Source organism: Pontimicrobium sp. MEBiC06410, assembly GCF_053601615.1.
In genome coordinates, this window is sequence record NZ_JBSHNT010000139.1 from 74217 (window position 1) to 97724 (window position 23508).

The 23508-nt window shown below is 31.3% G+C and carries 23 protein-coding genes; 15 read left to right on the plus strand and 8 right to left on the minus strand.

The genetic code is table 11. The features are described from left to right. The first annotated feature begins 82 nt into the window (after positions 1–82). Entirely contained in the window at positions 83–514 is a 432-nt protein-coding gene (locus ACVC08_RS03690; RefSeq protein WP_452600295.1) for a hypothetical protein, read from the plus strand. Positions 515–518: 4 nt separating this feature from the next. Here the strand turns inward: ACVC08_RS03690 and ACVC08_RS03695 are convergent, their stop codons facing one another. Next, a complete protein-coding gene (locus ACVC08_RS03695; RefSeq protein ID WP_452601035.1) occupies positions 519–2486 on the minus strand; it encodes a YgiQ family radical SAM protein in 1968 nt (655 codons plus the stop codon). 121 nt (positions 2487–2607) lie between these two features. On the opposite strand from ACVC08_RS03695, the gene ACVC08_RS03700 reads away from it, so the two are divergent. Further along, positions 2608–3543 carry a PhzF family phenazine biosynthesis protein gene (locus ACVC08_RS03700; RefSeq protein ID WP_452601036.1) on the plus strand — a complete coding sequence of 312 codons (936 nt, stop codon included), beginning with the start codon at positions 2608–2610 and terminating at the stop codon, positions 3541–3543. On the opposite strand, the gene ACVC08_RS03705 is transcribed toward ACVC08_RS03700, so the two are convergent. The 3 genes from ACVC08_RS03705 to ACVC08_RS03715 form a co-directional block, all read right to left on the minus strand. Further along, complete coding sequence (locus tag ACVC08_RS03705) at positions 3544–4203, minus strand: hypothetical protein (protein WP_452601037.1); 660 nt, start codon at positions 4201–4203, stop codon at positions 3544–3546. Between the two features lies 1 nt (position 4204). Next, a complete protein-coding gene (locus tag ACVC08_RS03710) occupies positions 4205–5236 on the minus strand; it encodes a hypothetical protein (RefSeq protein ID WP_452601038.1) in 1032 nt (343 codons plus the stop codon). A 120-nt stretch (positions 5237–5356) separates the two neighbouring features. Continuing rightward, complete coding sequence (locus tag ACVC08_RS03715) at positions 5357–6025, minus strand: hypothetical protein (RefSeq protein ID WP_452601039.1); 669 nt, start codon at positions 6023–6025, stop codon at positions 5357–5359. 375 nt (positions 6026–6400) lie between these two features. Here ACVC08_RS03715 and ACVC08_RS03720 point away from each other — a divergent pair, with 375 nt between their 5' ends. Next, on the plus strand, positions 6401–7081 hold the full coding sequence (locus tag ACVC08_RS03720) for a carboxypeptidase-like regulatory domain-containing protein (protein ID WP_452601040.1): 681 nt from the start codon (positions 6401–6403) through the stop codon (positions 7079–7081). A gap of 18 nt (positions 7082–7099) precedes the next feature. After that, positions 7100–8110, plus strand: a complete 1011-nt coding sequence (locus ACVC08_RS03725; RefSeq protein WP_452601041.1) for a transglutaminase domain-containing protein — start codon at positions 7100–7102, stop codon at positions 8108–8110. A gap of 40 nt (positions 8111–8150) precedes the next feature. Here ACVC08_RS03725 and ACVC08_RS03730 read toward each other — a convergent pair whose 3' ends face one another. Next, the gene (locus ACVC08_RS03730; RefSeq protein WP_452601042.1) at positions 8151–9782 is read right to left on the minus strand and encodes an ABC-F family ATP-binding cassette domain-containing protein; all 1632 of its coding nucleotides are present in this window, start codon (positions 9780–9782) and stop codon (positions 8151–8153) included. Between the two features lie 211 nt (positions 9783–9993). Between ACVC08_RS03730 and ACVC08_RS03735 the strand changes: the two genes are divergently transcribed. The 4 genes from ACVC08_RS03735 (at position 9994) to rplS (ending at position 12392) form a co-directional block, all read left to right on the plus strand. Beyond that, the gene (locus ACVC08_RS03735) at positions 9994–10476 is read left to right on the plus strand and encodes a phosphoribosyl-AMP cyclohydrolase (RefSeq protein ID WP_452601043.1); all 483 of its coding nucleotides are present in this window, start codon (positions 9994–9996) and stop codon (positions 10474–10476) included. Positions 10477–10592: 116 nt separating this feature from the next. Further along, a complete protein-coding gene (locus ACVC08_RS03740; RefSeq protein ID WP_452601044.1) occupies positions 10593–11111 on the plus strand; it encodes a hypothetical protein in 519 nt (172 codons plus the stop codon). A gap of 41 nt (positions 11112–11152) precedes the next feature. After that, positions 11153–11830, plus strand: coding sequence for a tRNA (guanosine(37)-N1)-methyltransferase TrmD (gene trmD, locus ACVC08_RS03745; protein ID WP_452601045.1), 678 nt, complete (start codon positions 11153–11155; stop codon positions 11828–11830). Between the two features lie 208 nt (positions 11831–12038). Next, positions 12039–12392, plus strand: a complete 354-nt coding sequence (gene rplS, locus ACVC08_RS03750; protein WP_452599423.1) for a 50S ribosomal protein L19 — start codon at positions 12039–12041, stop codon at positions 12390–12392. Positions 12393–13169: 777 nt separating this feature from the next. Here the strand turns inward: rplS and ACVC08_RS03755 are convergent. Both ACVC08_RS03755 and ACVC08_RS03760 read right to left on the minus strand, forming a co-directional pair. Next, entirely contained in the window at positions 13170–13481 is a 312-nt protein-coding gene (locus tag ACVC08_RS03755) for a monooxygenase (protein ID WP_452601046.1), read from the minus strand. An 18-nt stretch (positions 13482–13499) separates the two neighbouring features. Continuing rightward, positions 13500–13877: a hypothetical protein gene (locus ACVC08_RS03760; RefSeq protein WP_452599292.1), complete on the minus strand. Its 378-nt coding sequence runs from the start codon at positions 13875–13877 to the stop codon at positions 13500–13502. Between the two features lie 107 nt (positions 13878–13984). Between ACVC08_RS03760 and ACVC08_RS03765 the strand changes: the two genes are divergently transcribed. The 7 genes from ACVC08_RS03765 (at position 13985) to ACVC08_RS03795 (ending at position 22515) form a co-directional block, all read left to right on the plus strand. Then, on the plus strand, positions 13985–14359 hold the full coding sequence (locus tag ACVC08_RS03765) for a winged helix-turn-helix transcriptional regulator (RefSeq protein WP_452599291.1): 375 nt from the start codon (positions 13985–13987) through the stop codon (positions 14357–14359). A gap of 228 nt (positions 14360–14587) precedes the next feature. After that, positions 14588–15160, plus strand: coding sequence for a pentapeptide repeat-containing protein (locus tag ACVC08_RS03770; RefSeq protein ID WP_452601047.1), 573 nt, complete (start codon positions 14588–14590; stop codon positions 15158–15160). Between the two features lie 153 nt (positions 15161–15313). After that, positions 15314–17533: an NADP-dependent isocitrate dehydrogenase gene (locus ACVC08_RS03775; protein ID WP_452601048.1), complete on the plus strand. Its 2220-nt coding sequence runs from the start codon at positions 15314–15316 to the stop codon at positions 17531–17533. Positions 17534–18040: 507 nt separating this feature from the next. After that, positions 18041–20416 carry a TonB-dependent receptor gene (locus ACVC08_RS03780; protein WP_452601049.1) on the plus strand — a complete coding sequence of 792 codons (2376 nt, stop codon included), beginning with the start codon at positions 18041–18043 and terminating at the stop codon, positions 20414–20416. A 4-nt stretch (positions 20417–20420) separates the two neighbouring features. Further along, a complete protein-coding gene (locus tag ACVC08_RS03785; RefSeq protein ID WP_452601050.1) occupies positions 20421–21233 on the plus strand; it encodes a DUF4249 domain-containing protein in 813 nt (270 codons plus the stop codon). Positions 21234–21479: 246 nt separating this feature from the next. Then, entirely contained in the window at positions 21480–22298 is an 819-nt protein-coding gene (gene murQ, locus ACVC08_RS03790; protein ID WP_452601051.1) for an N-acetylmuramic acid 6-phosphate etherase, read from the plus strand. Next, positions 22288–22515 carry a DUF6095 family protein gene (locus tag ACVC08_RS03795; RefSeq protein WP_452597173.1) on the plus strand — a complete coding sequence of 76 codons (228 nt, stop codon included), beginning with the start codon at positions 22288–22290 and terminating at the stop codon, positions 22513–22515. The genes murQ and ACVC08_RS03795 overlap by 11 nt, the downstream gene beginning before the upstream one ends. An 11-nt stretch (positions 22516–22526) precedes the next feature. Here the strand turns inward: ACVC08_RS03795 and ACVC08_RS03800 are convergent, their stop codons facing one another. Beyond that, positions 22527–23033, minus strand: coding sequence for a hypothetical protein (locus ACVC08_RS03800; RefSeq protein ID WP_452601052.1), 507 nt, complete (start codon positions 23031–23033; stop codon positions 22527–22529). Between the last annotated feature and the right edge of the window lie 475 nt (positions 23034–23508).

Here is a 23508-nt window from a genome sequence, read left to right on the forward strand (position 1 = left end):
AAAAGGGGATTCCTCTCTTTATTTTTATATGTTTTTATTAGAACTTTACAATACAGGGAAACTCTAATAAAAACATATAATTATGAAACGTTCTAATATTCTTTTTTTAGTATTAATTATTGTAAGTTGTATAGCTTGTACAGACGAAATTACAAACGAGTTAATTTTTCCTAATAGTTTAGAAGATGTAAACTATACAGAGACAAACCTTAATATACCTAACGATTCCTCTTTAATAGATTTAAATGCTACAGGTTTAAAATGTAATGTATGGCTAAAAGGCTCAGGGAGTAGGTGCGGATTAGTTAAAGACTGTAATAATGTAACATACGAAGAAACCAAAAAAATTGGAGACAGATTAGCCAAAAGCATAAACGAAGGCACTTTAGCTATATGCAAAGATTTAAACTGTAGCAAAAGAGAATTTAGAAACATAAAATGGTCTCAAGGCGATTGTAAAAAACGTATTCTGTGTGTAAACGTATCTTACGAATTTAGATGTACTAAAAAATAAAAAATTAACGTCTTCGCTTTTTATTTTTAGATTTAAACTTCGCCTTATTCTTACGTTGATTAAAAGGAATGGCATCATCAAAAGTATGTTTTGCTTTACCAGCTCCCTTATTCTTTTTCCACTTATCATTATCGGGAAGTAATACTTTTAGTAAATCTTTTCTATCTAATTTATTTAATGTCTTGGTAATCCAATCTTTATTTTCGCGTCTGTACCAAAAGAAAAAACGATGTTGTTCATCTTTTTCTTTTTTAGTTTTTGGTGTTCGCGTAGGCTTTAATGTGTAAGGATGATAACCACTATAATAAATTACCGTAGCCACCGTCATAGGTGTTGGTGTAAACCCTTGCACTTGCTCTAATTGAAAGCCCATATCTTTAGTTTCTGCAGCAAGATTTGCCATATCTTCCACCTCACAAGCTGGATGATTAGAAATAAAGTAAGGGATTAATTGGAGCTTTAATCCTTTTTTAATATTTATTTTATCAAAACGTTCTTTAAACTTATGAAAATATTTAAATGATGGTTTACGCATTAATTTTAATACAGGGTCTGAGGTATGCTCTGGTGCTACTTTTAAACGTCCAGAAACGTGTTTTGTCATTACCTCTTCTGTATAATCATCTAATTCTTTAGGATCGGCATTTTTATTAAACTCTGGCACCAACATGTCATGACGAATCCCACTACCTATAAACGATTTTTTTACTTTTGGATGTTTATCTACAGCTTGATACAGTTCTGTTAATGGTTTATGAGATGTATCTAGATTACTACATATTACTGGCGAAATACAAGAGGGTGCAACACATTTGTCGCAAATAGACTGTATTTTACCTTTCATTTTATACATATTTGCTGAAGGGCCTCCAATATCTGATAAATAGCCTTTAAAATCTGGCATGTTAGCTACTGTATCTACTTCCTTTAAAACAGACTCTTGGCTTCTACTAGCTATAAATTTGCCTTGGTGAGCAGAAATAGTACAGAAACTGCAACCACCAAAGCAACCTCTATGAATATTTATAGAAAATTTAATCATTTCAAACGCAGGAATTGGCCCTCGTTTATTGTATTTAGGATGTGGCAATCGTGTATATGGCAAATCGAAAGAAGCATCGATTTCTTTCTCCGTCATAGTTGGATATGGCGGATTAATCATTAAAACTTTCCCTCCTACTTCTTGAAAAATACGTCGTGCTTTTAACTTATTCGATTCTTGTTCTATTACTTTAAAGTTCGACGCAAACTTCTTTTTATCTTTTAGGCATGTCTCGTGCGAATGTATACTAATATCTTCCCAATTAGAGTTTTTTGGGACTTTATCTCCTTTCTCTATTAAAACAGCGGTTTGCTTTATTGTTTTTAAACTAGAAAACGGGACTCCTTTTTGTAATAACTCTACAACTTCTCGTAATGGCTGTTCTCCCATTCCATATACCAACATATCTGCTTTAGAACTTTCTAATATAGATGGCATTAGTTTATCGCTCCAATAATCGTAGTGTGTTACACGGCGCAAAGACGCTTCAATTCCTCCAATTAAAACAGGAACATCAGGGAATTTTTCTTTTAAAATGTTAGAATACACAGTAGTTGCATAATCTGGTCTAAACCCTATGTCTCCATTAGGTGTGTATGCATCTTTATCTCGTCGTTTTTTACTTGCGGTATAATTACTTACCATGGGATCCATACAACCACCAGTAATCCCAAAAAATAATTTTGGTACGCCAAGTTTAGTAAAATCCTGCAAATTATCTGTAACACTTGGCTGCGGTACTATAGCTACACGTAGCCCATAACTTTCCAAAATACGCCCTATAACAGCAGGACCAAAAGAGGGGTGATCTACATAAGCATCACCACTAAATAAAATAACATCTAGCGCTTCCCAACCTCTAATTTTCACTTCTTTATTAGTTGTTGGTAACCAATCTGATAATCTATGCTGATCCTGTTTCTCCTTCATCCTGCAAAAATACTCTATTTGTAGGTCTTTTCTAAATTTAATAGTAATTCTAATTCTTCATTTTGGTTATAATGTCTTTTATATAGTATCTTGAGCTTCTTTTAACTTGTATCTTACAATCTTGGTAGCAAACAAAAAAATAATAGAAATAGAATATTATATAGTTGATGTATTCACCTCATTAAAATACGGAGGAAATCAATTGGCCGTTTTTGTTGATTATAATAATTTGGTTACAGATAAAGAGATGCTAAGTATAGCAAGGGAGTTAAATTTTCCTGAGATTACTTTTATAAAAAAGAACAGAAATAACACCGCTTTTGATGTTAGAATTTTCACTCCAGAATACGAAGTCCCTTTTGCTGGGCATCCCTCATTAGGTACTGCGTTTATAATATCTAAATACTTATTGCCTAATCCTAAAAAATGCATCATATTACATTTAAAGCATTCTAAAATTAGTATAGATATTACCGCAATTGATGATATTGACAAGAGTTATTTTGTAATGGAACAAGCTGCTCCAGAGTTTATTAATGTATTTAACCATAACGATATTGCAAACGGATTAGGTATAGATATTAAAGCTCTAAACAGACAAAATCCTATAGAGGAAATTAGTACGGGTTTGCCCTATATCATTATTCCAATGTTAAGCTTAAAAGCCATAAACCAAATAAAACTTGACTCGAAAAAAGTTATTGACTTTTTAACTAAACATAACAAGTATAAAACTAATAGTATAACTGGCCTTACAAGCTCTTTATTTTTTGTAACTGAAGAAACCGTTGAGTCCACTAATGATTATAATACAAGAATGTTTTGCATTGAAAACGAGCGTCTTATTGAAGATGCAGCTACAGGAAGCGCCAATGGTTGTTTTTTAGCCTATCTTTTAAAAACAAAATCTAATACTGTTTCGGCAACTGTAGAACAAGGGTTTCAAATGAATAGAAAATCGTACATAAACTTAATTGGAGAAAAAACAAAAGATAACTATTCTATAAAAGTAGGAGGGCAAGTTGTTGCTATTAGTAAAGGTTTATGGAGCTTATAATTAAGCCTTACTCATTTTCCTACTTTGTACTTCTTTATGTGATACTATTATTCTATTAACAGTTCCTACTTCTTCTAAAATAAAATTTGCACCTTCAACTCTTGCTTCATATACTTTAGAGGTCTGCCCATTTGCAAATACGACTTCTAAAGGTCCACAAATTTGATTATCGAAAATAACTTCTCCTTCAACTAAATTAGTAAATAATGCCACATAATATTTTGGTGCTATGGTAAATGGAATATTAAGTCCACTGTAAACCTCTCTTTTTACTACCGTAATACTATTATCCATACCAGTCGCTAGATTTGCTATTTCTCCAGATCGGTTACGGATTAAAATATTAGAGGCATTAGTTTCGCCTCCAGCAATTAATTGTAAAACAGCATCTTTATTTTCGCATATCCATTCTTTTCCTAGATTAGTTTCTTTCTTTTGGGTAGGTGTGTATACGTTTTTTTCTTTATTGTACTTAGCTAATCCAACTAAATAGGTAACATCCCATTTAATTAATGCCTCTCCACTAGGTGCTGTTCTTTCTTGTTTCCATGACACACTGTCTAAATCTATAGTGTTTGGCAATTGTTGATAAATACAAAAAGTCCATGCATCTTTGGTTTTATTATTAAATTGAATAGTATGAGATATAACACTACTCATTTTAAGCCCATTTAATAGTGTAAAGTTCTGCTATATTAATTGGTCTAGTTTCTTTTCCATTTGCTTCATCATTGGTTTTAGATTTAGATGTTGGATCTATAACTATAGCTGCGCCTTTATCTCCAGTAAGAATTGTTTTATTTATAGAAAAATCTAACCCATGGTTATGCTTTAAAAACACATCTTTTTCTAATGTACTTACATGGTCTCCTTTTATAGTACTTTTACCTAAAGTTTCTCTATCATTTGCATCAGGGTCTATTTTTGAGCCATTATCCCATGCTCTACTAAAGTAACCAGCCATATTAACTAAGTATGGATTACCATTCTCGCTATTTACTCCAAATCTATTATTTAATACAGATCGTAATCTAGTATAGTTTGTAGATAATTCAATTATAGCATTACATAACGATAATTCTTCGGCAGGTGCATTTTCGGTAGCAATATATTGTTTACGTTCTCCTATAACACCTTGTACAATACATGGCAAATTCTCTAATGCTATTACGCCTACATTAGCATAGACCTTATTAACATAAATAATAGCTTTTGGTGTAGAGCAAGTAATATTTACTTCTAGTTTTGTAGCTTTTTCATTTACATTTAGTTCTAAATTTATAGCTTTTTTTTCTCCCGCTTTGTACAAGAAGGTTTTACTGTTTATAGACACTCCATCGGTAATGGAAAACGTTAACTCAAATGTAGTTGCTGCTGCTTCAGGATTTATAATTACTGCACATGCTGTTACTTTTTTTCCAAGAAGTTTATCTTTCCATCTAGGAAACTCACTAATTATTTGACTAAAAGCCATTTTAGAATCATCTGTACTTTTCTGTATTAAGCATGAGTTTGTACCTTCATCAAAACTTATTTTTCCATTAGCTCCAGTGTCTTCATAACCCCAACCATCTGGATGATTATATTTAACTACATTCCCTTCCTTATTACTGTAGTATAGAAAATCATGATTATATACTAAGTTTTGTTGTTGCATGGCATGCAACATATCATTTATTGAATTTTTCATCATAATAATTTTTTAGTTGTATTAAAAAAACCTCAACATTAATTAATATTAAAGTGTGTTTCTAGAAATAAAGACATCTAAACTATAATATTGTTTAGATGTCTTTACAAGTACTGTTCTGTTTTATAAAGTACCGTTAAGCATTTTAACACGCTTTTGTACATCTGCATAAGGAGCTTCAACTCTATTATCTGTTCCTACTTCTTGAAATACAAATATGTCACCTTCAATTTTTGCTTCATACATTTTAGCGATTTGGCCTCCTGCAAATACAACTTCTAATGGTCCATGCACTTGATTCCCAGAAATAACCTCTCCTCTCACCAAATCTTTAAATAATGCAACATAATATTTTGGTTTAGCTACAAATTGTGCACTATTTCCACTATAAACATCTTTTTTTACTAAAGCTATTTCTTTATCCATGCCTATTGCTAGGTTGGCTAACCTCTGTGATTGGTTAGAAATTAATAACTGACCTTCAGTTGTATTTCCATCTTCAAATAACTGTTGTACACCATCCTTAAATTGACATTGCCACTTTTTTCCAAGGTTTGTTTGTAATATTTGTGTAGCATTATAAACACCTTTTCCCCCACTCTGTCTATAACCTGCAACACCTGCATAGTACTGTATTTGCCATTGTACTCCAGAAGTACCACTTCTAGGCACTGTTGTTTGCTGCCATGATACGCTATCTAATCCTGGTGAGTCTGGTAATTCTTGATAGACACATAAAGTCCATGTTTCGTCTGTACTATTTTTAAAATCTACTGTATAAGTCGTTGCCATAATTTTTGGTTTTTGAATTGCCCTACTCTATTTTAATATTAGGCTTTTCGGGTTCTGCCTTTGCAACCTAAAAAGTAATGATAGTAGCGACTTAATTAAATATTCTACTCTTTAGATTACATTACAAATGTCCAACAACAGAAAGCTTTTTTTTAGGTAGATTTTACTAGTATTGATAAAACAGGTAAAATTACCTAAGCATTAATTTTACTTCTCATTTTGTTAATTATAGAAGACAAAGGCATTTATTTACTACAAATTTTGTTTACTAATCAACAAGGTTATTTCACTTATTAAAATGGCACGTTAACTCATTCTATATTTTATTCTAGCTCCTTAAGTTTTAATTTTGAAGTATAACTAAAACAGATACCTATGAACAGTCCATTTAACTTAAATATAAAAACACCTTGCTCTAAAGATTTTAATGATTTTACACCTACAAAAAATGGAGGGTTTTGTGGTTCGTGTAAACATGAAGTTATCGATTTTACAGGAATGAGTGCAGAAGAAACTATTAATTATTTTAAAACTAAAGCGTCTAAAAATACTTGTGGCCGATTTAATAAGGAGCAATTAAGAACCTACACGCCTACTGTAGAAAAAAGAAGAAACATAAGTTTTATAAGTGGCATAGGGCTAGCAATTATTTCTCTTTTTAATTTTAGTAAAGCTGGTGCTCAAAATATTAAAAGCCAAGATAATACTCTAAATACCATTCCGCCTAAATTTCAAAATACCATTAACGAAGAAAACATTACTGTTAAAGGAACTATAAATGACGAAAACGGATTACTAATGCCTGGGGTTAATATCCTTTTAGAAGGCACAAATATTGGAACTCAAAGTGATTTTAATGGCTATTTCAAATTTCCTAAACAACTAAAAAAAGGAGACGTTTTAATTTTAAATACTATTGGTTATAAATCTAGAAAAATAACTATTGAGGATAAAGATGCAACTTTAAACATCTCTTTAAAAGTAAACCTAGATGAAATGTCATGTGTTGTGATCGGTAAAGTTGCTGTAAAAAAAGTGTACAGCTCAAAAAAATAATACACTATACATAACATAATGAAAACGTATCTACACATTCTATTTATAATAGTTTTTAATAATTGTCTCTTTTCTCAAATCTCCGATTTTAAATCTGTAGACTTTACTAGAGCAGAAAATATTGCTAAGTTAAATAAAGGAACAAGTGTAGAAAATCTACCTTTACTAGCATATAACTTAACCCATACTTTACAAACCGATGTTGAAAAACTTAGAGCCATATATGTATGGGTATGCGATAATATTAAAGGAGACTATAAACAACAAAACACCGTTTTAAAAAAAAGAAAACAACTAAAAAGCGACAGTATTGCTTTAACTAAATGGAATAAAGAATACAAAAGAATAACTTTTAAAAGGTTACTTAATCACAAAAAAACAATATGCACTGGCTATGCCTATTTAGTTAGTGAATTATGTTTTTTAGCCAATATAGAAAGTGTTATTATTAATGGTTATGGAAGAGACGTAGAATCAAATATTAATACACTAGAATCTGAAAACCACTCGTGGAATGCTGTAAAATTAAATAACAAATGGTATTTATGCGATGCTACATGGTCTAGTGGCTATATAGATGAATATGGTACTTTTATAAAAGCGTATAATGATGGCTATTTTTTAACTCCTCCTATTTTATTTGGAAAAAGTCATTTTCCATTACTACAAAAATGGACACTTAACAATACTATAACAGCATCTTCATTTACAAACGCTCCTTTAGTTTACACAGAAACGTATAAACATAATATACTACCAATTGCCCCACAGCACATGAACCAATTTATAAGTAAAAACGATAGTGTTACATTTAGTTTTAAATCCCTTGATTTTGAAACTACAAAAAAGGTAGCTTTAGTCTATTATATTGGAGCTAAAGAAACTGCTTTAAAAATTGACGCTACTACCAACACAGACAATATTACATCGTTACGCTGTAAATTTAAACATAAAGGTACTTATGATGTTCATTTAAAAGTTAATGGAGATGTTGTAGCGACTTATACAGTAAAAGTTTCTAAACCTTAAAACATAAATACAGTAATAAAAATTGAATAAAAACGTGGAGTTACAAATCCATTTCTTTAATACTCTTAATTCTATTACGCTCTAAAAAAGCATCAATAGTTTCGAAATGCTCAATAACACGTTGGTTTTTAAATTCGAAAACTTTTTGAGATAGCCCTTGTAAAAAGTCACGATCATGTGATACTAAAATTAAAGTGCCATCAAAACCTAATAAAGCCTCTTTAAGGACATCTTTAGATTTTAAATCTAAGTGATTTGTAGGCTCATCTAAAATTAGCAAATTAACAGGTTCTAATAATAGTTTTACCATAGCTAATCTGGTTTTTTCTCCACCAGACAATACACCAACCTTTTTATCTATATCATCGCCTTTAAACATAAAACGACCTAAAATATTTTTTATTTGTGTACGTACATCGCCTTTTGCAACCTCATCTACCGTTTGAAATATTGTTAAATCTGGATCTAATAAAGCAGCTTGATTTTGCGCAAAATAACCAACTTGTACATTATGTCCTAGATTACATTTACCTTCAAAATCTATTTCTCCTAAAATAGATTTTATCATAGTCGATTTCCCTTCACCATTACGCCCCACAAAAGAGACCTTCTCCCCTCTTGCTATAGATAAGTTAGCATCTTTAAATACAATATGGTCGCCATAGGTTTTTGTTAAACCTTCTACTGTTACAGGGTAATCACCAGAACGTTGTGCAGGAGGAAAACGTAATTTTAAAGCAGAAGTATCTACTTCGTCTATTTCTATAATCTGTAGCTTTTCTAACATACGCTCTCGCGAAGCTACTTGGTTGGTTTTAGAATACGTCCCTTTAAAACGCTCTATAAATGCCATATTATCCGCAATAAACTTCTGTTGTTCTTGGTAAGCTTTTATTTGGTGACTACGGCGCTCTTCGCGTAATTGTAAATAATGAGAGTAGTTAGCTTTATAATCGTAAATACGTCCCATAGTAACTTCTACCGTTCTATTAGTAATATTATCTATAAAAGCACGATCGTGAGAAATTACCATTACTGCATTGGCCTTATTAACCAAAAAGTCCTCTAACCATATTACCGACTCTATATCTATATGGTTGGTGGGCTCATCTAATAAAATTAAATCTGGTTTTTGTAATAGAATTTTAGCCAATTCTATACGCATACGCCAACCTCCACTAAACTCGCTTGTTAATCGGGTAAAATCGCTTTGCTTAAACCCTAAACCTTTTAAGGCCTTTTCTACTTCGGCATCATAATTTATTTCTTCTAAAGCATAATAACGTTCTCCAAGCTCCGACACTTTTTCTATAATTTTCATGTACTCGTCACTCTCGTAATCGGTTCGCGTTTCTAGAGCTTTATTTAGAGCCTCCATTTCATCACGCATTTTAAAAATATGACTAAATGCTTTAGAGGCCTCATCGAAAACAGTAGCATTATCTTCTGTTAATAAATGCTGTGGTAAATAAGCTATTACAGTATCTTTTGGGCAGCTTACCTTACCACGTGTAGGTTTTTGAGCGCCAGCAACAATCTTCATCATAGTAGATTTTCCTGCTCCATTTTTTCCCATAAGGGCAATTTTGTCATTAGGGTTAATAACAAAACTGACATCACTAAATAATGTTGTGCCACTAAACTCTACTGCTAAACCATCTACTGTAATCATATTATTTTTTCAATTTTTAAAGTGTGCAAAACTAATAAAAACCAAGATAGTGTCCTTCTAATATATTTTAAAGTTTAACTTTTATTATTTCTAGACTAAAAAACAGGGGTTTATACGCTTAAAGAAATGGAAAGCAACAACTAGTTTTACTATAACTCACAGGGAGTGAGAAATTTACAAATACTAATTAACCCCTAAAAAAGAAAAACAAATGAATGAAATTACAAAAGAAGACATCATTAAGGCTCAAGAAGGTTGGGGCAATGGTATTGTTAAAATAGGAAAAGTATATATAAATAAAGGAGATTATAAACAAGCAGCTATAGACCACATCAATACTTTTTATTTTTACCAAAATGGTGTTGTTTTATTTAAGCCTACATTGGCTTACCTAACTCCATTTAGATTAACCTTTGAAGGAGCTCTCTCTTATTTTATTGGAGGGAATAATACGTTTCCAGAAGACAAAGGTTTTGCATTAACGCCTTGGACCAATGTACGCTGGGAAAATGCTGCAGACCCAATAATTAATGGTGATTCTGCTGTAGCCATGGGACACTACTTTTTTAAAGGCCAAACCAACGACCCAGAACTAAAAGTTAATTACTCTTTTGGCTATAAAAAAGATGATAACGGTAATATTCGCATTATATTACAAGACTCAAATTTACCATATTCACCTCCTAAGGAATAGTAGTATAAATACCATAAACCTTAACTAGTAGTTATTTTATATTATTAGTTAAGGTATATAATTATTTTCTGTAACAATACTGCCAAAACTACTACTTATTACATAAAACATAATATATGGTAAAAAGTGAATTTATAAGAATAGCTAAACAGGAAAATGGAAAACTATCTTATAAAGATAACGACATTTCCATAGGCGGTGGTATTAAAAGCCCCAAAGTAATATACCATCTTAAAATAAGTCATAAAGGTCATGACATTATTATTATAAACGAAACAGGAACCAGTTATGCCGCTAGAATTACAACCCAATTTTTAGTCTCTAAACAATCATTAAACTTTAAGTTAACTACAAAAAGTCATTTGTCTACACTGTTTTCTAAAACAAAAGAGCGTTTTAAATTAAAAAGTCCTAATCCTAACATGCTAAGTTTCATTAAAAATAATGAAAGCATGCAACTATTAAATACAATAGCCAACAATACATTATTTGAACCAAGTATAACTGGTTATTATAATAAGACACACTATACTTTAGAGACTAAATATCATGTACAGTTTTCAGACTGGACACAAGTAATTGAACCTTTAATACACTTTTACAGGACTTTTATAGATGAGTTTAGCAAAAACTAATAAACAATTAAATTATCTTTGCAGTCTTATAAAGATGATACATGAGAATTGATATAATTACCGTTTTACCAGAGTTAATAAAAAGCCCGTTTGAAGCTTCAATTTTAAAACGAGCTATAGAAGCAAATTTGGTAGAAGTCCACTTTCATAATTTAAGAGACTACACTACAGATAATTATAAAACCATAGACGATTATCAATATGGTGGTGGTGCAGGTATGGTAATGCTTATAGAGCCTATAGACAAATGTATTACAGGTTTAAAAGCAGAACGCAATTACGACGAGGTAATTTACATGACCCCAGATGGAGAAACCCTAAACCAGGGTATAGCCAACCAACTCTCTTTAAAAGGAAATATAATTATACTCTGTGGGCATTATAAAGGTGTAGACCAACGGGTTCGCGATTTATTTGTAACCAAAGAAATCTCTATTGGCGATTATGTATTGTCTGGAGGCGAGTTAGGTGCTGCAGTACTATGCGATTCTATAATTAGATTAATCCCTGGCGTATTAGGTAATGAAACCTCAGCCCTAACCGATTCGTTTCAAGATAACTTATTGGCTCCACCAATATATACAAGACCAAGAGAATATAAAGGCCTAAAAGTACCAGAGTTATTATTTAGCGGAAACTTTCCAGAAATAGAAAAATGGAGAGAAGAGCAAGCATATAAGCGAACCAAAGAACGTAGACCAGATTTGTTAGATGAATAACTACAAACTAAAAGTAATCCGTTTATAGCCTTTAAAAAGTTTAGAATATATTTTACATTAAAACTACAGTTTTAATCTCTAAAAAAACTTAATACCCATAGCGCATTACTTTTAACTTTTTTACCTATATTTGCACCCAATTTCGGATTAACCTCTGGCGAGATACGTGAATGTTGCTCTGAATCAATACTTTAAAAAAAATATAAAGATGGAATCTTTAATTAAATTTGTACAAGACGAGTTTGTAACAAGAAAAGAATTACCAGAATTTTCGGCAGGAGATACAATTACTGTATACTACGAAATTCGTGAAGGAGAAAAATCACGTACACAGTTCTTTAGAGGAGTAGTAATCCAAAGAAGAGGAAGTGGATCTTCTGAAACATTTACAATTAGAAAAATGTCTGGAACTATTGGTGTAGAGCGTATCTTCCCAGTAAATTTACCAGCATTACAGAAAATCGAAGTAAACAAAAAAGGTAAAGTTCGTAGAGCTAGAATATTTTACTTTAGAGGACTTACTGGTAAGAAAGCTAGAATTAAAGAAGTTAGAAGAAAGTAATATCCCTTTCTTAAATAATTATAAAAGCCTGTTTTTTTTTAAAGCAGGCTTTTTTAGTTATGAACTTTTGTTAATAACGCAAGTTCATAACAAGTTGATAACTAATTGGTTAAAAATTTTATTTTTTTAATAATATATTTTACTTTAGACAAAGAATTTAAATACAACGCAAGTTGGTTAAGGTGTTAAAACCTAATTTGAATTAGATTCTATCTGAAGATTTATTCTTTACTTATTGTTTTTTGAGGTTTTTAAAATGGTAATATTTTAAAACCATGACGTTTTAAAAAGTAGTGTATGTGTATACAGACAAAAACTAGTAAAACCGAAAGCTTAAAAAAGTAATTGAAACGAAAGAAACAATTATAATATAAGCAATGCTTTAGAGGCTAAGTATCATGAAAATGAAGAACAAGTAAAAAGCATCAAGAAAAACAATGAATCGATATATTTTAGGAGCAGGTCAATACATTTTGAAAGCTATAAAATATGTCATTGAAATAACAACTTTTGAATTGAAAAAATGTAAAACGAAAGTTTTGGATTGAGTTAGCGAAAGCTAAATAGGTCAGTTGTTTGTTATCTCAAAGAAAGCCATAATACTATAGTGTTATACTATAATATTATGGCTTTTGTAATATATAATAGCACGCATAATATGCGTTGTTAAATATTTTCTTTATTAAATAAGAAAAAACAGCTAAATTTTCTATTAAAAAAGAGCCTTAAAATACAATAAAATTGACACTCCAAAGCTCTATTATTACTTATAGTTTTTTAACCAATTGGAGCATTATCAATTTTACTTAAATCTTCAAAAATGTCAAAAACATGATCCGTAATGTCTGTTATACCAATAGCATTTAATCTCTTAATATGCATTTCTCTATATTTTTTTAAATAGTCTAGATTCTTAAACAAATAAGTTGACCCAAAATGATTTGTACCATCTTCATACGTCCATATTTTCCATATAACCCCTTCTTCTTCGGCAATACTTTCTGCTAATTGCTTATTCCCTTCCATAAATTCTTGCGTAACAGGACCGTCATACTTTAAATGTAAATCCCAAATTTTTTGTGTACTCATAATATTTTTTTTAAATGATTATTTATTTTGTTTTAATTTTAAATAACTTAAAATAGATAACAAGGCAAAAAATGCTGGGTCAGACCATCCAAACCCATAAAAAATGCCTTCGTATATGGCATAAAGAGTAATGATTACTCCTAAAATATTTGTCCATAACAAGCCAGTTAAAATTTTCTTTGCATAAATACTTTGCTCTTCTACATCCCTAAATAATAAACTAATAATACCTATGCCCATTAGAAATATTGTAGTATGCTGCGATAAAAAAACAGAGTATTTATCGTTTAACTCAAGTCCGTAATTTGGCCATAATAGATTAGGTATAAAAAATAATCCTAACCCAAAAATTACATAAATTACTCCATGAATTGTTAAAAATGTTTTAGTGTTCATAATAAAGTTTGTTTTTAATAGTACAAAATTAATTAAAGTAGTTTACTTTTGATACTAATTATAAAAAAGAAAGTGATTTCCTTAAAGAAACTATATAATTATTTAAAATGAAAGTACAACTAAAAGAACCTTTATCTGCAGAGTGTGTAAGGCAATTACGAGCTATTAGTGATACAATGGAATTGTTATCTGGTAAATGGAAAATACAAATAATTGGTACGTTGCTTCGCGGAGGCACAATGCGATTTATGGAATTAAAAAGATCCATTAACGGAATAGCTGCAAAAAAACTATCCAGTGATTTACAAGAATTAGAACTAAATAAGCTTATAACTCGAACAGTAAAAAATACAAAGCCAATTACTGTTGAATATACTTTAACCGAGCATGGTAAAACCTTAGATAGCTTAATAGGAGAAGTTATAGATTGGGGAATAAAACATAGAACTGAAATAATAAAAAAAGTAAACACTAGTAAATAACATAGAACCAAAGTATAAAGCCGATATAATTCAACTTTTGCTATATATAAAACGCTTAGCCTATTTATGTTATTTACAACATAGCTAATCATGTATTGAAGAAACTAAAAATATAATAATTAATTAAGTTTATGTAGTGTAAATTCCAAAGTGTTATTTACACTTTGGTAAACAGTTATTAGCCTCTTACACTTAAGTAATTGAGTTTAATAAAAATGATAATAATAGATGAACCTACCCTTTATAGCAGATAAAACCTTTAAAAATAAAGACTATACAACAATAGCTTTACCTAAAGGAGAGTACGACAATTGTACCTTTATAAACTGTAATTTTAATGAAAGCTATTTAGCTATGATTTCGTTCTTAGAATGTGAATTTATAGACTGTAATTTAAGTTTAACAAAAACTAAAAACACTGCCTTTAAAGATGTTATTTTTAATAACTGCAAATTGTTAGGAGTTCCATTTCAAGATTGTAACCCTTTTTTATTTTCGGTAGAGTTTAACAGCTGTATATTAAATTTATCTTCGTTTTACAACCTAAAAATTAAAGCAACAATCTTTAAAAACTGTAAATTACAACAAACCGATTTTACTAATACAGATTTAACAGCATCAACTTTTGATGAATGCGATTTATATAAAGCTGTTTTTGACAATTCTATTTTAGAAAAAGTAGATTTTTTAACTTCAAAAAATATTAGTATAAATCCAGAAATTAACAGATTAAAAGGCGCTAAATTTTCAAAAACCAATGCCTTAGGTCTATTATCTCATTATAACATTGATATTCTGTGATTTTTTTTACCTCAAAATTATCGATTTCATAATTTAACCCCCTAAAAATTATCATCTTAACAATAGAGCGCGTTGACAAGGACGTCTCTTTAAAATGCTGTTTGAATTTCGTATATTCGCAACACGAAAATTTTAAATAAAAGTATTTTATATATGTCACAAGCACCAAAAATTATCTATACAAAAACAGATGAAGCACCAGCTTTAGCTACACGTTCTTTTTTACCAATCGTAAAAGCTTTTGTTGAACCTTCAGGAATTAACATAGAAACTAGAGACATTTCTTTAGCCGCTAGAATACTAGCTGTGTTTCCAGATTTTTTAAAAGACGATCAACGTGTTTCAGACGATTTAGCATTTCTTGGAGAATTAGCAAAAAAACCAGAAGCTAACATTATAAAACTACCAAATATTAGTGCTTCTATACCGCAATTAAAAGCAGCTATAGCAGAGCTACAATCTCAAGGTTTTGAGATTCCTAATTATCCAGACGAGCCAGAAAACGATACAGAAAAAGAGATTAAGTCTCGTTACGACAAAATTAAAGGTAGTGCTGTAAACCCAGTATTGCGTGAAGGAAATAGTGATAGACGTGCGCCAAAAGCTGTAAAAAATTATGCTAAGAAAAACCCACATTCTATGGGGGCTTGGTCTAGCGAATCTAAATCTCATGTTGCTACAATGGAAGCTGGAGATTTTGCACATAATGAAAAATCAGTTACAATTAGCGAAGCAACTACTGTTACAATAGAACATGTAGATGCTAACGGAACCGTAACAACATTAAAAGATAACTTAGCCTTATTACAAGGGGAAATTATAGATGCAACTGTAATGAGTAAAAAAGCTTTACTAAGCTTTTTAGAAACTCAAATTGCAGATGCAAAAGCTAATAATGTATTGTTTTCATTACACATGAAAGCAACCATGATGAAAGTAAGTGATCCTATTATTTTTGGTCACGCTGTACGTACCTACTTTAAAGATGTATTTGCTAAACATGGTGAAACGTTTGAAGAAATAGGTGTAGATGTTAACAACGGTTTTGGAAACTTATTAAGCAATTTAAACGAATTACCAGAAGCTAAGCGTAACGAAATACAAGCAGATATACATGCTGCTTTAGAAAACGGACCAGATTTAGCTATGGTAAACTCAGATAAAGGTATTACTAACTTACATGTACCAAGTGATGTTATTATTGATGCTTCTATGCCAGCAATGATTCGTACCTCTGGACAAATGTGGAATGCTGAAGGAAAACAACAAGATACAAAAGCTGTAATTCCAGATAGTAGTTATGCAGGTATTTACACAGCAACTATAGACTTCTGTAAAAAACACGGTGCTTTTGATCCTACAACAATGGGAACAGTACCAAATGTTGGGTTAATGGCTCAGAAAGCTGAAGAGTATGGATCGCATGATAAAACCTTCCAAATTGCTTCTAATGGTACTGTTCGTGTAGTAGACGCATCAGGAAATACACTAACTGAACATACTGTAGAAACTGGAGATATCTGGAGAATGTGCCAGGTTAAAGATGCTCCAATTCAAGACTGGGTAAAATTAGCAGTAACAAGAGCTAAGGCATCACAAACTCCTGCTGTATTTTGGTTAGACGAGAATAGAGCACATGATGCTGAGTTAATTAAGAAAGTAAATACCTATTTAAAAGACCATGATACAACAGGATTAGATTTAAGAATCTTATCCCCTATCAAAGCAACAGAATTTACTTTAGAGAGAATAAAAGAAGGAAAAGATACAATTTCTGTTACAGGAAACGTTTTACGTGATTACTTAACCGATTTATTTCCAATTTTAGAAGTTGGTACAAGTGCAAAAATGTTATCTATTGTACCACTAATGAATGGTGGTGGATTATTTGAAACTGGTGCTGGAGGTTCTGCACCAAAGCACGTACAACAATTTACTAGTGAAAATCACTTACGTTGGGACTCTTTAGGAGAATTCCTAGCATTAGCGGTATCATTAGACCATTACGGTTTAGTAAATAATAACCCTAAAGCTAAAGTTTTAGGTGATGCTTTAGATGATGCTACAGAGCGTTTATTAGAAAACAAAAAAGGACCATCTCGTAAAGCTGGAGAGTTAGACAACAGAGGAAGTCATTTCTACTTAGCAATGTACTGGGCTGAAGCTTTAGCAACACAAACCAAGGATGCTGATTTAGCTGCAGAATTTGCACCTTTAGCAAAACAATTAGCAAATAACGAAGCAAAAATTGTTTCAGAATTAAATGATATACAAGGTAATCCTGTAGATATAGGTGGATATTACGAGCCTAAAGAGGATTTAATAAATAAAGCTATGCGACCAAGTGCTACACTTAATAGCATATTAAGCTAAGCAATAAAACAACAAACAACGAAGAGGCTCCTAATTAGGAGCCTTTTTTATTTATATTAGTTATGTAATTTAAGTTCTATAAGGTTCTCAATACAATTCCTCATACTTCGGAATCACTCAAACTGACGTAGTAATTTTGTTTTATAACAATGTTGTCTCTTCGAGTGATTTTATGTAGTGTAACGCAATAAAATTGTATCGAGAAGCTCCTGTTTTAAAATCTTTAAATAGATTACTACACCCTCCTAATAACAGATAAATAATAATAGTTACATACTTAGCAGAAAGTAAATACGTTAATTAATAATCACTGCCCTTTGGCAATGCGTTAAGGATTGAGGCTTTGTTGGAGCTCCTTGTAAAGAGCGACTGCCGAAAGCCTGACTTTATAAGTATTAAAACCTAATAAAAGGTTTAAATACTTGTAAAGAAACGCCCAAAAATATGTTAAAGACTGTGATGTAAAATTACGATTTCGATAAATTTGTAAAAACTAAACCACTCTAAATGAATCATCTTAAAAAACTACTATTCTTGTGTCTTTGCATGGGTAGTATGTTTAGCTTTTCGCAAGATAAAGTAACGCTTAGCGGTACTATTCTTGAAGACAAAAGTAATGAAACCCTTATTGGTGTTAACATTCTTATCCCTGAACTACAAACTGGAACCATTACCAACGAATATGGATTTTACTCCATCACGCTACCTAAAGGCGATTATAAAGTAATTATAAGCTACTTAGGCTATTCGGATAAAGTTGAAGTTATAACTCTAAATGAAAACACTAAACGTAACTTTAGTTTAATAGAGTCTACAGAAAGTTTAGATGAAATTATTATTACTGAAGATGTAGAAAAATTAAATATAAAGAAGCCACAAATGAGTGTTAATACACTCTCTTCTACAACTATAAAAGAGATTCCTGTTGTTTTAGGAGAACCAGATGTTATTAAAGCCATTACACTATTACCAGGTGTTACCAATGCTGGTGAAGGGGCTTCGGGTTTTAATGTTCGTGGTGGTGCAGCAGATCAAAACTTAATATTGTTAGATGAAGCTACGGTGTTTAACTCTTCTCACCTTTTCGGATTCTTCTCTGTATTTAATCCAGATGCTATAAAGGATTTAAAATTATATAAAGGTGGAATTCCGGCACGTTACGGTGGTCGTGTATCTTCGGTTTTAGATATTTATCAGAAAGAAGGGAATAGTAAAGAATTTCACATGAATGGTGGTATTGGCATTGTAGCCAGTAGATTATTAGCAGAAGGGCCATTAAAAAAAGACAAAGGTTCTTTTCTCTTTGGTGGGCGTAGCTCTTACGCGCACCTGTTTTTACCTTTATTTGATATTGATAATAAAGCCTATTTCTACGATTTAAACACAAAATTGAGTTATAAACTAAACGATAAAAACAATATTTACTTATCTGGTTATTTTGGTAGAGATGTGTTTAGCTTATCGGACAGTTTTGAAAACACGTATGGTAATACGGTTGTTAATTTTAGATGGAATCATTTATTTTCAGATAAACTGTTCTCTAATATGTCTTTAATTTACTCAGATTATTATTACGGACTAAATCTTGATTTTGTTGAATTTAATTGGAATTCTGGTATTAGAAACTTCAATTTTAAATACGATTTAAAACATTACTTAAACGATAAAATAAAATTACAGTACGGTATAAATAGTATTTATTACACATTTAATCCTGGAGAAATTGAGCCCTCTACGCCTACTTCGGGTATAAACGCACAAAAATTGATAGATAAATATGCTTTTGAAAATGCAGTATATTTTGATGCAGAACATAAAATAACCGATAAACTAACATTATCTTACGGTTTACGCTTTAGTTCTTTTTTACGCTTAGGGCAGGATGAATTAAATATTTACGAAAACGACCAAGCAGTAACCTTTAATGACGACATTAAAATCTACGAGAAAGCAACACCAATAGGTACAGAATCTTTTAAACGCAGCGATGTCATAGCATCTTTTGCTAATGTAGAGCCGCGTTTTTCTGCAGCCTATCAACTAGGTAATAACGCATCTGTAAAGGCGAGTTATAATAGAATGAGCCAATATTTACATCTGCTTTCTAACACCAGTTCCCCAACACCATTAGATGTTTGGACACCGAGTGGTAAATATGTAAAACCGCAATTGTTAGATCAATTTGCTGTAGGCTATTTTAGAAGCTTTAAGGATAATACCTATTCGCTAGAAATTGAAAGTTTTTACAAAACCATAAAAAATAGAATTGATTATATAGATGGTGCCGATTTAATTGCTAATGATGCCATAGAGCAGGTTATTTTAAATGGTCGTGCCAGAGCATACGGATTAGAGGTTTTATTTAGAAAAAATAAAGGCCGTTTAAAAGGGTGGTTTGCATACACACTATCTAAATCTGAACAACAAACCGAAGGACGTACTGCTAACGAGTTAGGCATAAATAATGGTAATTGGTACAATACACCTTACGATAAAACCCACGATATTTCCATTACTAGCAGTTACGATTTTAACGATAAATGGAAATTTAATGCGAATTTCCTGTTTCAAACAGGACAACCTACAACGTTTCCAAACGGACAATATGTGTATAATGGTATAAGTATTCCAAACTTTAGCGATAGAAATGCAACCCGTTTACCATCGTACAATCGTTTAGATCTTTCAGCAACCTACACCCCAAAACAAGATGAAGCTAAAAAGTGGAGAAGCTATTGGGTATTTGGTGTCTACAATGTTTACAATCGTAGAAATGCAGCTTCTATTTCTTTTTCTCAAAACACAACAACTGGTCGTAACGAGGCTACACGCTTTGCCATTTTTGGTGCTGTCCCATCAGTAACCTACAACTTTAAATTTTAAGACAATGAAAAATATATTTTACATAATCACGCTAAGTCTTCTAGTCTGGTCCTGCGAAGATGTTATAGATGTAGAAGTACCAAATGCAGCACCTAAATTGGTTATAGATGCCTCTTTAAATTGGTTTGATGGTACAGCTGGCAACGAACAAAGTATTATACTAACACTATCTGCACCTTATTTTAATACAGAAGTGCCTCCAGCCAATAATGCAACAGTAACCGTAACAGATACTAATAATAACACCTTTGTTTTTACCGAAGAAGGTGCTACAGGTATTTATAGAACCTCTAATTTTGTCCCCGAAATAGATGAAACCTACACGCTAACCATAACGTATAACGGAGAAACTTACACAGGTACAGAAGTGTTAAAATCTACTGTTCCAGTAAATTCTATAGAGCAAAATAACGATGGTGGCTTTACAGGAGACGAAATAGAAATAAAAGCCTTTTATACAGATCCAGCGAATATTGATAATTATTATCTTTTTGAAGTACAAAATCCTGCACTTATTACACCAGAATTTGAAGCTTACAAAGATGAGTTTGTAGATGGTAATGAGATTTTTGCATTCTATAGCGATGAAGATTTACAAGCAGGAGATGAGCTTATTATTAGAAATTATGGTGTAACAGAACGTTTTTACGAATTCATGTTTTTACTGTTACAACAAACGGAAACCGATGGTGGACCTTTTCAAACTCAACCCGCAACAGTGCGAGGTAATTGTGTAAATATTACCAATCCAGATAATTTTCCTTTAGGTTATTTTAGAGTGTCTCAAGCATTCGAAATTATTTATACCGTAGAGTAATTTTATTCTTTTAGGAGTTACCACAAGGGTCGTGCTATCCGCTATATCTTTTGTTGAAAAAAACAAAAAGATGCCGCTGCGACTGCAAAGTAATCATGCTTTCTTCCAAAATAAAATGGATGAGTAATCATTAACGCAAATTGTAATACTATTTAACCTTTTTAGTTCTATACTATTATCATCCCTAAACAAACAGGAATCTATTTGGAGCTAATAAAGTTCTGTTATTTATTGTATTTTTGACTTATGAATTTCACAAAAACTACAGAAACAGACTCTAAGTACAATCATTTAGAAAAAATGAGCGTTAATGAGTTATTGACTAATATAAATACTGAAGATAAAACCGTTCCTTTAGCTGTTGAAAAAGCGCTACCACAAATTGAAACACTCATTACGCAAGTAATAAGTAAACTTAAAGATGGTGGTCGCTTATTTTATATTGGTGCAGGAACAAGTGGGCGTTTGGGTATTGTAGATGCTTCGGAGTGTCCACCAACTTTTGGAGTACCTTATGAATTGGTTATTGGTTTAATTGCTGGAGGTGATATAGCGATTAGGAAAGCTGTAGAATTTGCAGAAGATTCAACCTCTTTAGGTTGGGAAGATTTACAATCTCATAATATATCAAACAAAGACGTCGTTATTGGTATTGCCGCATCTGGGACAACACCTTATGTTATTAGTGCTTTAGAACATTGTAATGCTAATAATATTATTACAGGTTGTATTACTTGTAATCATAACAGTCCGTTATCTTTAACAGCACAATACCCAATAGAAGTTATTGTAGGACCGGAATTTGTTACTGGAAGTTCTAGAATGAAAGCTGGAACAGCTCAAAAACTAGTATTAAATATGATTACTACTGCTACTATGATTCAATTAGGTAGAATTAAGGGCAATAAAATGGTAGACATGCAATTAAGTAATAATAAATTAGTAGATAGAGGTGTAAAAATGCTAATGTCTGAACTTAATATAAACAGGCAAGACGCAGAAAAATTACTTGAAGAGAATAAAAATGTACGAACTGCTATAGAAAACTATACTAATGGAAACTAAAAGAACAAATAAAGACGTTTTAGTAAATGGATTAAAAAAAATGGGGCTTTCGCTTTTATTAATGTTTTTAGGTCCTACACTAATTTATATAGCTTTTAGCAATCAAGAAAAGCCGTTATATATACCTATTTTAGTTCTAGCCATTTTAGCCTGCATAGGAGCTGTTTATTTTGCTTTTAGAGGTATTAAAACTATAATGGATAGCATGTTTAAATAAAAAAAGCGTCTTTAATTTAAAGTAGAAACAGCAGGCTTAGGTGTAGTAGGGTTATAACCAAAGTCAGGGTCTTCTATTGTTACATTAAGTCTATCTAGAATATAACTTATTATTGCATAATGGTGAATGGCATGACTATTTGCTTGTGCCAATAGAGCACTAAAAGTATATTCCATTTCTATTTTTCCAGTTCCTAAATCATCAATAACAGTAACAATCTCGTTTCCTTTTCTATTTAGAGACTCAATCTTATCAGTTAGTTTGTTAAAATAATCTAAAGCAGAATCACAACAAGTCTCAATCACTGCTATACGTTTCCTATTGGTTAAATCGTAAGCCCCGCTATCATTTGTACTTAATATGCAATCATAAAAATCATAAATATGTCTTACATGCCCTCCAACACTAGAGAAATAAGGAGACACAGATTTATCACATAATACATCGTTAGATAAAAGAGTTAATAATGATTTGGACTTTTGAAGTGTAATTAAAGTAGATTCGATAATATTATTCATGGAAACTAAAATAGATAAATTAATTGAATTTAAAAACTAATCCACCTATAAGTCTATTTATATAGTAATACTTACATTTTTTTTTAGAAAAGATGTTAGTCCATAAGATGTATTAATAAATCTCTTATCTCTCTTTAAATCATCCAAAAGAGAAATCCTGTTTCTTTTCTCAAGAACATTTAATATTACATTAATTTATACTCTATTCATATATCATTTGATATTATATCGTTTTTGAATAATAACCATTAATAACTTCTGTTTCAAAAAAGACGAACAAAAGCAAAATTGTAACAGTATTTATAATACATAAAGCTTAATAAAGTATAAAGCAAAAAAAATCCTCAACAAAAAGATATTTGTTGAGGATTTATTATATAAAAAAAGCTCTTTAGTATGTATTTACTAAAGAGCTTTAAAAAAGGCGACGACCTACTCTTCCACGATTGTAGTACCATCGGCGCTAATGGGCTTA